Source organism: Chitinophaga tropicalis (assembly GCF_009758205.1).
GTDB classification, from domain to species: Bacteria; Bacteroidota; Bacteroidia; order Chitinophagales; family Chitinophagaceae; genus Chitinophaga; species Chitinophaga tropicalis.
In genome coordinates, this window is the sequence record NZ_WRXN01000001.1 from 250061 (window position 1) to 264020 (window position 13960).

The 13960-nt window shown below is 45.7% G+C and carries 16 protein-coding genes; 7 read left to right on the forward strand and 9 right to left on the reverse strand.

Annotated elements, in window-relative coordinates:
* Positions 1 to 66 precede the first annotated feature (66 nt).
* The 4 genes from GO493_RS01090 to GO493_RS01105 all read right to left on the reverse strand — a co-directional run bounded on the left by GO493_RS01090 (position 67) and on the right by GO493_RS01105 (position 4072).
* Positions 67 to 1077, reverse strand: a complete 1011-nt coding sequence (locus GO493_RS01090) for a vWA domain-containing protein (protein ID WP_157304219.1) — start codon at positions 1075 to 1077, stop codon at positions 67 to 69.
* 81 nt (positions 1078 to 1158) lie between these two features.
* Positions 1159 to 2142, reverse strand: a complete 984-nt coding sequence (locus GO493_RS01095; protein ID WP_157304220.1) for a BatD family protein — start codon at positions 2140 to 2142, stop codon at positions 1159 to 1161.
* A gap of 26 nt (positions 2143 to 2168) precedes the next feature.
* Positions 2169 to 3035, reverse strand: coding sequence for a DUF58 domain-containing protein (locus GO493_RS01100; RefSeq protein WP_317165388.1), 867 nt, complete (start codon positions 3033 to 3035; stop codon positions 2169 to 2171).
* A 35-nt stretch (positions 3036 to 3070) separates the two neighbouring features.
* Positions 3071 to 4072: an AAA family ATPase gene (locus GO493_RS01105; protein ID WP_157304221.1), complete on the reverse strand. Its 1002-nt coding sequence runs from the start codon at positions 4070 to 4072 to the stop codon at positions 3071 to 3073.
* A 291-nt stretch (positions 4073 to 4363) separates the two neighbouring features.
* On the opposite strand from GO493_RS01105, the gene GO493_RS01110 reads away from it, so the two are divergent.
* The 5 genes from GO493_RS01110 (at position 4364) to GO493_RS01130 (ending at position 6943) form a co-directional block, all read left to right on the forward strand.
* Positions 4364 to 4705, forward strand: coding sequence for a hypothetical protein (locus tag GO493_RS01110; protein WP_157304222.1), 342 nt, complete (start codon positions 4364 to 4366; stop codon positions 4703 to 4705).
* Positions 4706 to 4738: 33 nt separating this feature from the next.
* Positions 4739 to 5269 (forward strand): GNAT family N-acetyltransferase, encoded by a 531-nt coding sequence (locus GO493_RS01115; RefSeq protein ID WP_157304223.1) that lies wholly within the window; start codon positions 4739 to 4741, stop codon positions 5267 to 5269.
* A 9-nt stretch (positions 5270 to 5278) separates the two neighbouring features.
* Positions 5279 to 5938: a peptidylprolyl isomerase gene (locus GO493_RS01120; RefSeq protein ID WP_157304224.1), complete on the forward strand. Its 660-nt coding sequence runs from the start codon at positions 5279 to 5281 to the stop codon at positions 5936 to 5938.
* Between the two features lie 82 nt (positions 5939 to 6020).
* The gene (gene gcvH / locus GO493_RS01125) at positions 6021 to 6401 is read left to right on the forward strand and encodes a glycine cleavage system protein GcvH (RefSeq protein WP_157304225.1); all 381 of its coding nucleotides are present in this window, start codon (positions 6021 to 6023) and stop codon (positions 6399 to 6401) included.
* Positions 6402 to 6538: 137 nt separating this feature from the next.
* Positions 6539 to 6943, forward strand: a complete 405-nt coding sequence (locus GO493_RS01130; protein ID WP_157304226.1) for a VanZ family protein — start codon at positions 6539 to 6541, stop codon at positions 6941 to 6943.
* Between the two features lie 135 nt (positions 6944 to 7078).
* Here the strand turns inward: GO493_RS01130 and GO493_RS01135 are convergent, their stop codons facing one another.
* The gene (locus tag GO493_RS01135; RefSeq protein ID WP_157304227.1) at positions 7079 to 7756 is read right to left on the reverse strand and encodes an OmpA family protein; all 678 of its coding nucleotides are present in this window, start codon (positions 7754 to 7756) and stop codon (positions 7079 to 7081) included.
* Between the two features lie 167 nt (positions 7757 to 7923).
* The gene (gene prfA, locus GO493_RS01140) at positions 7924 to 8988 is read right to left on the reverse strand and encodes a peptide chain release factor 1 (protein WP_157304228.1); all 1065 of its coding nucleotides are present in this window, start codon (positions 8986 to 8988) and stop codon (positions 7924 to 7926) included.
* Positions 8989 to 9077: 89 nt separating this feature from the next.
* On the opposite strand from prfA, the gene GO493_RS01145 reads away from it, so the two are divergent.
* The gene (locus GO493_RS01145; RefSeq protein ID WP_157304229.1) at positions 9078 to 10232 is read left to right on the forward strand and encodes an amidohydrolase family protein; all 1155 of its coding nucleotides are present in this window, start codon (positions 9078 to 9080) and stop codon (positions 10230 to 10232) included.
* A 30-nt stretch (positions 10233 to 10262) separates the two neighbouring features.
* Entirely contained in the window at positions 10263 to 11354 is a 1092-nt protein-coding gene (locus GO493_RS01150; protein ID WP_157304230.1) for a mechanosensitive ion channel family protein, read from the forward strand.
* A 90-nt stretch (positions 11355 to 11444) separates the two neighbouring features.
* Here GO493_RS01150 and GO493_RS01155 read toward each other — a convergent pair whose 3' ends face one another.
* The 3 genes from GO493_RS01155 to GO493_RS01165 all read right to left on the reverse strand — a co-directional run bounded on the left by GO493_RS01155 (position 11445) and on the right by GO493_RS01165 (position 13729).
* The gene (locus GO493_RS01155; RefSeq protein WP_157304231.1) at positions 11445 to 11963 is read right to left on the reverse strand and encodes a TlpA family protein disulfide reductase; all 519 of its coding nucleotides are present in this window, start codon (positions 11961 to 11963) and stop codon (positions 11445 to 11447) included.
* A gap of 9 nt (positions 11964 to 11972) precedes the next feature.
* A complete protein-coding gene (locus GO493_RS01160; protein ID WP_232538711.1) occupies positions 11973 to 12590 on the reverse strand; it encodes a MerR family transcriptional regulator in 618 nt (205 codons plus the stop codon).
* A gap of 170 nt (positions 12591 to 12760) precedes the next feature.
* Entirely contained in the window at positions 12761 to 13729 is a 969-nt protein-coding gene (locus GO493_RS01165; protein ID WP_157304232.1) for a M23 family metallopeptidase, read from the reverse strand.
* Positions 13730 to 13960 lie beyond the last annotated feature (231 nt).

Below are 13960 nucleotides of genomic sequence, written 5' to 3' on the forward strand. Positions count from 1 at the left end.
CTCAAAAAAAAGGGTCTTGCCTTTGGCAAAACCCATTTTTTTGAGCAGTTTCCTCTGTAAATATTCTTACGGAAGACTTCTGAATACAGTATATCTCAATACCACTTCCAGCAGGATACAAGCCAGCGCCAGTATAGCAAACGGGAAGAAATGCTCCGCAAAACGCTTGTAAGACGTGATCTCTACTTTCGTTTTTTCCAGCTGATCTATCTCTGCATAAATATTTTCCAGGTCCTTATTATTGGTAGCACGGAAATACTTACCCCCCGTCTCGCTGGATATCTTCTTCATGAGCGGTTCATCCAGCTGCACATCCTGCATCTGCATCTGTATAGTGCCGTCAGGCATAGTAACCGGAAAAGGCGCCTTCCCCATAGTCCCCACTCCAATGGTATATACCCTTATTTTGAAAGATTTATCTATTTCCAGCGCCGTCAGCGGATCTATCAGACCAGTATTATTCACACCATCCGTAAGCAGGATGATCACTTTGCTTTTAGCCTTGCTGGTACGAAGACGGTCAACCGAAGTAGCCAGTCCCATACCTATAGCAGTACCATCCTGCAACATACCACTCTTCACCTGCATGATCTGGTTTTTCAGCACACCATGGTCTGTAGTGATAGGACATTGTGTAAAGCTCTCTCCTGAAAAGATGACCAGGCCTATACGGTCGCTGATACGGCTGTCCACAAAATCCATTGCCACTTTCTTGGCAGCTTCCAGCCTGTCGGGCCGGAGGTCCTGCGCCAGCATACTACCTGAAATATCAATAGCCAGCACAATATCGATCCCTTCACTGTCAATGCTTTCAGAAGTATTGCTGGTTTGTGGTCTTGCCAATGCTACCACCAGCGCTGTATAAGCCAGGACACGCAATACCAGCAACAGGGGCCGGAACCGCACTTTCCAGGAAACAGGCAATCCTTTCAGGCCCTGCAGGGAAGACATTTCCATAGCTACCTGCCGCTTCTGCTGCCTGGCAATGTACCAGTATACCATAAAAGGCACCAGTATCAGCAGGCCAAAACAGGCAGGGTAAGCAAATTCAATATTTTTCCAGATCGAAAAGTCCATTTATTAATAATAATTTCTCTTTACAAGTACATCTGTAGGTATTAGCCAGGCATAGCCAGGCTGAAGCGCTATCAGTTCATCCTACTTTGCAGGCTGCCTGGCTTCTTCCGTTCCTTCTGCAGCAGTGTCCTTCACCGCCGCCGGCTTGGTCCACTCCACAATTTCCCGTGCCTGTACCATTGCATTTGCATGCTCTTCAGGAGTAGGCGCCAGTTTCGCAAACTTTGCAAGGTCTGCCAGGCTTAACAACGTACGAAGCTTATCACGCTGCTGATTCAGAATAGTAACAGGCTTGATATGCTGTAACAGTTCTTCCGTTGTCTGTTCAAGCGCCGGTATATTGAACTGCTGTTCAAAATAGCCGCGCAGGATATCTGTTAACCTGGTGTAGTACTGTTTGATATCTCCCTGCTGCCATACTTTCTCTTCCTGTAATTGCTGCAGTTGTTGCAGCGCTATCTCATAAGGCGGTGTAACCGGCACAGGAGGCGCTACAGCCACTTTCTTCGGCTTGCTGCGGAAATATATGAACAACCCTACGCCTATCAGTGCTACAGAGATACCTATGGCAAAATACAGCCAGTAGTCCCAGAAGCTCCAGCCTACAGTACGTACAGCCTTGATAGGTTTGAATGCCTTTGTAGTATCTACAGTAACAGTGTTGACATCAATGCTCAACGGCCCGGTAAAAGCAGAATCAGCCACATTGCCGTTCATTACCTCAAACTTCAGCGCAGGAATATCCCATCTGCCGGAGTCAAAGCTGGTAAGCACAATAGTCTGACCAAACAACTGTGTACCGGAAACAATAGAAGTATCCAGGGCAGAGCGGCGTACTACTTCAAAATGCCCGAATGAATCAGGCACCTGTGGAAATACAACGTTCACTCCTTTCTGTGGTACAGAGGCGGTAAGACGCAGCTGTACCTGTTCTCCCAGCCGTATCCTGTCGGTGTCGGCAGAAGCCTTTACTTCCACCTGCTGGGCCAGGGAAGCTAAAGGAAAGAAAACTGCTCCCAGCAGGGATAATAAAAAAAGACGTTTAACTATTATGAGTTTACCCATGTTAATACTTGCTCAGCTTTAAACTATCACCTGTTCACGAAAAATGACTGCAGGGCCTTTACATAATCTTCATCCGTACGGATGCTGATCAGTTCTGCACCACTTTTCAGGAAGGAATTACGGCAATACTGTACATGCTGCTGGAATTGCTGTGAGTAGTACTGTTGCACTCTTTTGTCTGAAGAATCTACCCACTGACGACCGCCCGTTTCCAGGTCGTTCATCTGTATAAGCCCGACTGAAGGCAGTTCCTTGTCGCGCTGGTCATAAATATGTACACCTACCATGTCATGCCTTTTAGATGCAATGTTAAGTGCATCCTGGTAGGCATGGTCTGTCAGGAAATCGCTCATCAGGAAAACAATACTCCTCTTTTTAGCGGCATTGTTGAAGAAGCGCAGGGTTTCCTTGATATTGGTGCCTTTACGTTTGGGCTCGAAAGAGATCAGCTCACGGATGATAAAGAGGATATGTGATTTACCTTTCTTGGGCGGAATGTATTTCTCTACTCCGTCACTGAAAAAGATCACACCTACTTTATCATTGTTATTGATAGCAGAGAAAGCCAGTACAGCACAGAGCTCCGTCATCATGTTGCGTTTGTTCTGCTTGGCTGTGCCAAAGACAGAGCTCTCGCTCACATCTACCATCAGCATCACGGTCAGTTCACGCTCCTCTTCAAATATCTTCACATAAGGATGGTTGAACCGCGCTGTCACATTCCAGTCTATAGACCTGATATCATCCCCGAACTGGTATTCCCTTACTTCACTGAAAGACATACCACGTCCTTTGAACGCGCTATGGTACTCCCCGGAGAAGATATGGTTGGAAAGCCCCCTGGTTTTGATCTCCAGTCGCCTGACCTTTTTAAGTATTTCTGCAGTATCCACCGGTAATGATTAAAATGAATAATGATTGCTAGCTATCAAGGTACTTCCACTGCGTTCAGTATCTCGCTGAGAATATTCTCGCTGGTCACGTTCTCCGCTTCTGCCTCATAGGTCAGACCTACACGGTGACGCATTACATCAAAGCAGATGCTGCGTACATCTTCCGGAATAACATAGCCGCGGCGTTTGGTGAAAGCATATGCTTTCGCTGCCAGCGCCAGGCTGATGCTGGCCCTTGGAGAGCCACCGTAAGAGATAAGCGGCTTCAGCTTCTGCAGCTTGTAATCTTCCGGGTTACGGGTTGCAAAAACGATATCGAGAATATAGCGCTCAATTTTCTCGTCCATATAAACTTCACGCACCAGCTTACGTGCCTCGATAATATCGTTTGGCTGTACAACAGCATTGATAGCAGCAGTAGCCTGAGGGTTCAGGTTCTGGCGGATGATATGACGCTCCTCCTCTTTGGTAGGATAACCTATCACTACTTTCAGCATGAAACGGTCTACCTGGGCTTCAGGCAGCATATAGGTACCTTCCTGCTCTATCGGGTTCTGGGTAGCCAGTACCAGGAAAGGATCATCCAGTTTAAAAGTGGTATCCCCGATGGTCACCTGGCGTTCCTGCATGGCCTCCAGCAGGGCACTCTGTACCTTTGCCGGGGCACGGTTTATCTCATCCGCCAGGATGAAGTTGGCGAAAATAGGACCGCGGCGTACAACAAATTCGTTCTTTTGCTGGTTGTATATCATAGTACCCAGTACGTCTGCCGGTAACAGGTCGGGAGTAAACTGGATACGGCTGAATTTTGCGTTAATAGCAGATGAGAGGGATTTGATAGACAACGTTTTTGCCAGTCCGGGAACCCCCTCCAGCAATACGTGACCTCCTGCCAGCAGGCCGATAAGCAATCTCTCCACCATGTAGCGTTGACCTACTATCACCTTTCCCAATTCCAGGTTCAGCAGGTCCACAAATGCGCTGGCCTGGTGGATCTTTTCGTTCAGTTGACGGATATCATACGATGTATTCTCCATGCTTATATATAATTTACAAGTTTGCTAAAGTAAACATTCCACCGGTAAAACCCTGCACCAATCGCAGAAAAAAGCCGTTAAAATGCTGTTAATAATACAATTACGAATGATAATTTAAGAACTGCGTTCCTGATTATCAGGTCAGTACAATCGTATTTAGCCATTTACTAATTTATAATGACTATCTGACCAAATTAATAAAGCCACGTGATATTTATATCATCTTTTTTTATAACGTACATTTGTGACCGAAACTTCTCCATATAGAGTTCATAATTAAATATTTAGAAGATGCAGGATGAATTTGCGCAGCAATGGAAACGGGTAGAGGATATGCTCACAGAGCGTTTTGGCAAGACGCCCAACATGGAAGCCATCCTTTTTTTAATAGGCATGCAGGAGCTGGGACACCTGAAAAAGAAATTCACAAAAGAACAAAAACAGGACCTCATGCATATTGCCACATGCACCCTGCTCAGCCAGAGCGGATATTATGAGCTGGAAGGCCATGATAAGGACGGCTGGCCCCATTTCAGGGAAGTACAGGCCATCCCGAAAATGAGCATGCCCGATCAGGAAAGATTCCTGAAAGAACACATTATTGCCTATTTTGATGATCAGGAGGGACGCTGAACCAGCGCTCCCTTCATATTATATTACAGGTAAATGGCAGACTTTCATCTTATCAGCCCCGCAACCCCGGATCAGTTGCCTCTTCTTGTACAGCTGGAACAACAAACCTTCACTGAAACATTTGATGGCACATATACACCGGAAGATCTGGCCGCATTCCTCCAGGATAAAAAAAGCGGCCCTGCACTGCTGAAAGAAATGACGCAACCCGGCAGCAGCTACTTTATTATCTACTGCAATAACATACCGGCAGGATTCCTGAAAATAAACCTGCACCGGCAGCCCGATAGCGGAGGCCCCCTTCCCGGCCCGGTGCTGGAACTGGAAAAGATCTATATACTCCAGGCATTCCAGGGTAAAAAACTGGGCAAACTACTCATAGAAAAAACAATGGAAATAGCCCGTAACAACCAGGTAAAAACTGTTTGGCTCGGCGTTTGGGAGCATAATCACAAAGCTTTTCAGTTCTATCTGCAACAAGGCTTCGAAAGATTCGGCGAACATGTTTTCCGTGTAGGCAACCAGGAAGATACCGACTGGCTGCTCAAAAAACACCTACTATAAACCATTGGCATGAAAAAAACGTTACTCTCATTCTTCCTCCTGCTTACCTTCAGCGGCGCCATAGCCAAGAACCGTAAGGTAAAAGTGATTACACCGTATGGCACCATGATCATCCGGCTGTATGACCAGACGCCAAAACACAGGAACAACTTCATTAAACTGGTAAAAGCACACTTCTACGACAGTACGCTCTTTCACCGTGTTATCAACACCTTTATGATACAAGGCGGAGATCCGGAATCCAGGCATGCCCGGGCCGGCCAGGTACTGGGTAACGGAGATACTGATTATACCGTCCCGGCCGAGTTCCAGCTGGACCTCTTTCACAAAAAAGGAGCCCTCGCTGCGGCAAGAGACAATAACCCCCAAAAAGCCAGCTCAGGATGTCAGTTCTACATTGTACAGGGAAAATTATGGACAGATGAACAACTGGACCAGCTGGAAAATACACGCCTCGGCGGCCGTAAAATACCGTTAGATCAAAGGGAGTATTATAAAAAAACAGGAGGCACTCCTCAGCTTGATCAGAATTATACAGTGTTTGGACAGGTAATCGAGGGACTGGAAGTAATAGATAAAATAGCATCGCTGAAAACAGATAGCCATGATCGTCCGCTTACAGATGTTCCCGTGAAAATAAAACTGGTCCGCAAATTCATTTTCTTTTAGGAGTAAACTCCCCCTGATAAAAAGCTCATAAAGTCTTTGAATAGGAATTTCCTTAATTTTACGGCCTAAAATCAAACTTGCCATGAATTTTCCGTCAAACCTGCGTTACACCAAAGACCACGAATGGTTATTACTGGAAGGTAACACAGCCACCATCGGTATCACTGAATTTGCACAGCGTGAATTAGGAGATATTGTTTTCGTAGATATCCCCACAGTAGGTAAAACACTGGAAGCTGAAGAAGTATTCGGTACCGTAGAAGCCGTGAAAACCGTATCTGACCTGTTCCTGCCTGTTGCAGGTACTATCAATGAGATCAATCCGGAACTGGATAGCTCTCCTGAACTGGTAAACCAGGAGCCTTACGGAGAAGGTTGGATGGTAAAAATGACTGTTAAAAATCCTGCGGATGTAGAAGCCCTGCTGGATGCAGCAGCTTATCAGGCGCTGATCGGCGAGTAAATCCATTCTACATCGCATGTTATTAATAAAAGGTTAAAAAGGGTGTCATCCCTGAGATAAAAAGGTTATAAGGTTGGTCTCCAGCTTTATAACCTTTATCTTTACACCCTTACCAAAACAGATCAGAAGTGCCAGCAATGCGACTCATAAGATACTACCTGCCAGCTATAATATGGATATTAATGGTGCTTTATGTATGTACCATTCCAGGAGAAAAGGTGCCAACTTCGCCCTTTTTCGAAAAGATCCATATGGATAAGATAGTGCACTTCAGCCTGTTTGGCTGTACCGTACTCCTGTTGTGCATTGGAGCGTACCGGCAAAAAGGCATGATCTCTAAAACAAATCTCACGCTCATTGCTATAGCCGCCTCTTTCTACGGGCTGGCTATTGAATATATCCAGAAATACATTGCCATCCACCGCAGCTTTGATATGAATGATGTTGCAGCTGATACACTGGGCGCTATTGGTGGTATCATTGCTTTTAATCTCATCAGGAAATGGGGCTGGCTTAAAAGCCCTTCTGCTCCTAACAAATAAGAGGAAAACCCGAAAGTAAAATCAGACGCTGAGAATCGCTTATATGACTACCTGACTCCATCAGGTATCCAAATAAAAAGAGCCTGTATCAAAAGTATGATACAGGCTCTTTTTATTTTAAATATTTAGTGCTGATTACTGTCCTGCTTCATTCTTTGCATCAGACTTCATCTTCTCATTTGCAAAGATAGAGAACTCTACACGACGGTTTTTAGCCTTGTTAGCATCGCTGTTATTAGGTACAACAGGCTGTGTAGCACCATACCAGAAAGGCTGTACGCGGTTGGCTGCAACACCCTGTGCTTTCAGGTAGTTAGCTACAGCAACTGCACGTCTTTCAGACAGGCCCATGTTGTAAGCATAAGTACCGGTAGTATCAGTATGACCTTCTACACGTACATATGTGTCAGGATATTTGTTCAGGATAGTTGTCAGCTCACGGATGTTAGCCTGCGCTGCAGGTGTCAGGTCTGATTTATCAAAACCGAACAGTACGCCTGATGCAAAAGTTACATTGATACCTTCACCTACACGTTCTACTGTAGCGTTAGGTACTTCGTTCTTGATCTCCTGTGCCTGCTTATCCATCTTTTTACCGATCAGTACACCTGCAGTACCACCTACCGCTGCGCCAATGATGGCTCCCAGGGCCGTATTACCTGCTGCTTTACCAATTACAGCACCGGTAGCGGCACCACCGCCAACACCGATCACAGCACCTTTCTTAGTATTATCCATACCTTGCCAGGTGGAACAGCCAAACAGCATTGTTGCAGACAGCACGATTGCTACTATAGGATTAATTCTTTTCATCTGAGTTGTTTTAAAATTTATGAGTCTTTTAAGAGAAAATCAAGAAACAAATATGCTGCCAGATTTTAAAACAGGCAGCATAACAGTCTAATAAGTATTAGTTATAACGCAAATGTAACGTATAATAATAATTACAAAATACTTTTATATCTCCACAGGATTCCTTATCAGCTGCCCATTTTCATTTTCTCTGCATTCTCTGCAAACTGAAGTGCCTGTACCATTTCCTGGATATCTCCGTTCATAAAAGCATCAAGATTATAAACGGTCATACCTATACGGTGATCAGTAACACGGCCCTGTGGATAGTTATAGGTTCTGATCTTTGCCGAACGGTCTCCCGTAGAAACAAGGCTTTTACGCTGGGAAGCAATAGCCTCTTCATGTTTACGCACTGCCGCTTCGTAGATACGGGTGCGGAGCATTTTCATAGCAATATCCCTGTTGGAGTGCTGGCTGCGGCCCTCCTGGCATTCCACCACCACGCCGGTAGGTATGTGCGTAAGACGCACGGCAGATTCCGTTTTGTTTACGTGCTGACCACCCGCACCGGAAGAACGGAAAGTATCCATTTTAATATCCGCTTCGCGAACATCCACATCCACATCTTCTGCTTCAGGTAATATCGCCACAGTAGCTGCGGATGTATGTACGCGGCCGGAAGTCTCCGTAGCCGGTACACGCTGCACACGGTGTACGCCGGATTCAAACTTCAGGGTACCATATACGTCATCCCCGTTCACTTCCACTACCACCTCTTTATATCCGCCCACAGCTCCCGGGGTTTCATTCATAATTGTTGTGCTCCATCCTTTAACTTCACAGTAACGGAGGTACATACGCAGCAGATCGCCCGCAAAAAGGCTGGCCTCATCACCGCCGGTACCACCACGTATCTCAAGAATGGCATTCTTTTCATCCTGCGGATCTTTGGGGATCAACAGGTTACGGATCGTCTCCTCCAGCTCTTCCTTCTGGTTCATCAGCCCTTCAGTCTCCTCTTTTGCCAGCTCCCTCATTTCTTCATCGCCGCTTTCCAGGACTTCCTTATTAAATGCAATGCTGTCCAGCAGGTTGGTATAGGCATTATATGCCTTTACGATCTTCTCCAGCTGACGGTATTCCTTACTCAGCTTGCTGAACTGCTTGTTATCACTTACAATTTCCGGGTTGGTTAATGCCAGGGAAACCTGCTCAAAACGACCCTTTATCGCGTCTAGTTTATCTATCATAATTATCTTTGATGGATGTTAGGGCAGCCGGAGGCTCCCCGAACAATTTCGCAAAATTAACACCAATTAGCATAATTCATTGCAAGTATATGGCGCAAGAGCTGAAATTTAAGGGCACGGCATTATTTACCGGCAGGCAGTTACTCCCCGGCAGCATGGTATTGATCACGACAAACAGCGGAAAAGTACTGGATATTGTACATGAAAGCAGCGCCGGGGAAGATGTCCGGCTGCTGAACGGGATTATTACCCCCGGCTTTGTGAATACCCATTGTCACCTGGAATTATCCCATATGAAAGGCGTTATTCCCGAAGGCACCGGTTTGCCGGCATTTCTTACTTCCGTAATGGAAAAAAGGGGGCAGCAGGACCATGCTGCCCAACAGGAAGCCATCAGCAGGGCAGATGTCGCCATGTGGGAAAGCGGCATCTCCGCAGTAGGCGATATCTGCAACGGTACGGCCACCCTTGCACAAAAACAGCATACAAAGCTATATTATCACTCTTTTATAGAATCCATGGGGTTTATACCCGCCGCAGCGCAAAGCCGGTATGATTACAGCATGGACATCCTACACCAATTCAGGACATTGAACAGCCCTATGCACACCTGCTCCGTTGTGCCGCATGCTCCTTATTCCGTAAGCAGCGAACTGTTTGCCCTGCTGGCAGGTACTCCGGACAATACTCCTGTCAGCATTCACAATCAGGAATGTGAAGCAGAAAATACACTTTACCAGGACAAAACAGGCGCCTTCCTTGACTTCTATGCACATTTCGGGATGGATGCCTCAGCATTCACACCTCCCGGCACCAACAGCCTGCCGGCATGGCTGCCCTGGTTTAAACACCTGCCGGTCATCCTGGTACATAATACCTATAGCACAGCATCAGATATTGCCTTTACAAAAGAACAGGCCCCGAAAGCCTGGTGGTGCCTTTGCCCCCAGGCAAACCTGTACATAGAGAAACGCCTGCCTGACGTGGCACTGTTACGCAGCCATGCCAGCGCTATTACTCTGGGCACAGATAGCCTGGCATCTAACCACAGTTTATCTGTATGGCAGGAAATACAGGCTATACGTAAACAGTTCCCGGAAATTTCGCTGGAAGAAATATTGCAATGGGCTACACTCAACGGCGCTGAGGCACTGGGCATTACGCATACATACGGCGGCTTTGAAAAGGATAAACAACCTGGTATCACACTAATAAGTGAAACAGAAAGCCGGAGGATTCTCTAATTTCGCAGGCAGAATGCATAATAAATAACCATGAACAATTTCTTAGACCGGGTAATTCTCGGCAACCCTATCCAGAACTATTTTATACTGGCAATCGTATTGCTGTTTGTGTCGATGATTAAACGCTATCTCTCACAGGGAATGGCTAACCTCCTGTATAAAGAGGTTAAACGCTGGGCGCCTGAAATCGATAAACATGAGTTTTCACACCTGCTCCTGGTACCACTGGAATACTTCTTCCTGCTGGTTACCTTCATGCTTACTATAGATCACTTCACGTATCCGCCGGAACTGGACATTACAGTATACAACGGGTTCACGCTGAAAATGGTACTGACGGCTATCCTGGAACTGGCGCTTACAGTATCTATCACATGGATAATATTACGTGTGATAGACTTCGTATCACTGATGATCAGCAAAAGCGCAGACCTTTCGCACGATGTTACAGACAACCAGTTCATTGTATTTTTCCGGGATTTCTTTAAAGCCATCGTTTGCATCTTTGGCGCCATTGCCGTAATACGGATACTCTTTGGTGCCGTGCTGGTAAACAAGATCATCGCCGGTCTCGGTATCGGCGCTGCCGCCCTTGCACTGGCCGCCAAGGAAAGCATTGAGAACCTGATCTGTTCCTTCATTATCTTCTTTGACAAACCTTTCCGTGTAGGCGATTCTGTGAGGGTAGATGCCTTCCAGGGTACCGTGGAAAAAATAGGTTTACGCAGCACACGTGTACGTACAGTAGATAAAACATATGTAACCGTCCCCAATAAAAAAATGGTAGACAGCATACTTGACAACCTGTCACTACGCACACATCAACGCGCCGTTATGCGGCTGGAAGTTGCCGGCGATACCTCGGCAGACAGTATCATACAGGTATTGCAGGATATTAAACAATTGCTGCAGAAAAATGAAAAAATACAGGAAGGCTTTATTGTTAACCTGCATGATTTCACAAAAGATACTTATGTAATTCAGATCATTTACCTGACACCCGTGATTGAAGGTGTACAGTATAATGCACTGCGCAGCGATATCAACCTGGCTATAATAAGTGCACTTGATAAGAGAGGAGCGAAGCTGTCAAGTACAAAGGTGGAGATCTATGAGAAATAAGACGGTAGCTTATTTTCTTTAAAAGAAAAAACGCTTTAACCAAAGGTTAAAGCGTTTTTTTATGTTGATTAATTATGTATTCTACACACATCAATCTTTATCTTTCCTGTTAGCTTTCAGCAATATCTTCGCCATATCGCTCTCCAGGGATTCACCTACTTCACCACTTACACGTCCAATCTCCTTACCCTCCCTGAACAGGATAATAGTAGGCAGTTTCTTTACTTTATAATCTTCCGGTGCATCAAACTGTAATTTCTCATCTGCACCGAAGGTCAGTACCTGTTCATCAGGGCTTCCTGCCAGGATCATGATCTTATATAAAGCAGGCAACACACGCTGGCTCTCATCATCCCATGTACCAGCCACAGCCACTACATTGAATTTACCCCGGTTGTCCCTGATATAGTTCAGCATATTATCGTTAGGCTGGTAGTTATTCACTCCGGTATAGAACCAGGGTAAGGCACTGTCATTCATCAACGTCTGCATGGTCACCTTTCCTTTTATCACCTTCTTTGTGCCGGATGCTTTACCGGAATTACTTTGCGCCCATGTCAGGGTGGACAGTAACAGACTACCTGCCAGTAGTAATGATTTCAATCGCATAATGTAATTTTATAATTGTTCCTTCAGTTCAGTTAAAAAACCCTTTACCCTTAGCAAAGCCTGTACCATTTCGAAATTTCGGGCAGCAAGTTTCCGATCTTCCTTTAATTTTTGTTTTGCCCCCTCAATGGTATACTTTCTTTCACGAAGCAGGTGGTAGATCAATTTAAGGTGCTGGATATCCTCCTGGCGGAAAAGACGGTCTCCTTTTCTGTTCTTTTTGGGTTGCAGTATATCAAACTCATTCTCCCAGTAACGTATCAGTGAGGTATTGACACGGAACATGGTAGCCACTTCACTGATAGAATAATACTGTTTATCCAGCGGTATCGCATCCAGCGTTTTGATAAGGTCCGGATCGTCCGCTACTTCCTTGAGCGATTTACGTCCGCGCTTCTTCTGAGGGGGCTGGATAGCCGTCACTGACGAGCCTCCTCCTGTAAATGCAACAGGGGGCAGATTATCCGGTGGCAACTGTACCTGTATCCTTACAGGTATTTCCACTTCCGGGATCTCCCTTACTATCGGTTTTTTCACTACAACCGGCTCCGGCGCCTTTACCTCCTCTTCAGGCGGTAACGGACGATTAGATTCCTGCGAAGAAAAAAGATCCAGTTGATGCATCATAGCGGCAAATTACGAAATTCCAGTCTGTTATTAAAAGTTCCAACCCACCACAAAAACATTTAAACTGCGCACAGCGCAAAAAAGCGCCCTCAAAAGATAGGTCTCGTCAAAGGCGAAACCGATCTTTTGAGCAACTCTTCGCGTCATATATTGCACAAAAATGTAACTGGTTAGTCAAACGATTGGTTGCCGGAGCGGGCAATCTTCAACATACGATCAAACTCTTCCGGAGAAAGGTCATTAAAGAAGAAGTATACAGGATCAACTTTATCTCCGTTCTTGATCACCTCATAATGACAGTGAGGACCGGTAGACTTACCCGTACTACCCACCCAGCCAAGCACATCACCGCGTTTTACAGCTGTGCCTGATTTCACCTTGATCTTCAGCATATGTCCATACAGGGTCTTATAACCATAACCATGATTGATCAGCACATGGTTGCCATACCCTACATCGCTCATACTGGCATCTTCCACCACACCATCACCGGTAGCATAGATAGGTGTTCCGCTGGGTGCGGCAAAGTCAAGACCGGAGTGATATTTAACTGTTTTATAGATAGGATCGATACGATACCCGAAACCGGAAGCAATACGTTTCAGGTCTTTGTTGGCCACCGGCTGTATGGCCGGAATGGAAGCCAGCATCTTCTGCTTGTTCTTCACCAGGTCATCAATCTTTACATATGATTTTTCCTGTACCCCGATACGGTGCACCAGCTCATTCAGCAAAGCCCCAGTGCTGGCCACAATCTCACTGCTTGAAAAAGACTGCAGCTGGCTCAGTTCCTCCTCTTTCATACTGCCCGCACGCGTGCTGTCAGGTATAGGAGAGGCCTCAAATATTACCCGGTATATCTCATTGTCCCTATGCTCCAGCTCGGCCAGTTTAGACTTCACCTCGTTCATCCTGCTCTGCATCGCCTCATATTTCTCATTCATCACATCCAGGTCACGCAACAGGTTTTTCTCCTTGGGAGAAGGGAAAATACGGTAAGAAACGGAAAGGAAAATAAACCCGGTCACAATAGCCGCGGAAACAAATCCCAGTATCCTTAAAACCTTCACCCGCAGTGAAACTACGAGCTTTTCATATTTGAGAGTCTGTGTATTATAAAAGTATTTAACCTTCTTCATGTACCGGGCTTAAGCATTAAGCAGAACCTAATTTTCATGGGGTAAGATACATATGGATGAGGGTTTATAGACTTTTTCAATATTTTTGCACTCCTTTCCGCAAAAAACGGCAGGGTGTGCAAACCTAAGGGAATTAGACTAAAAGGTCAATCTTTTGAATGTCAATTTTCTAAAGCCCCCCGGTTGGCTTAAAATACAAATTAAAGCCTTTTAGGCCACACAAAATTATAA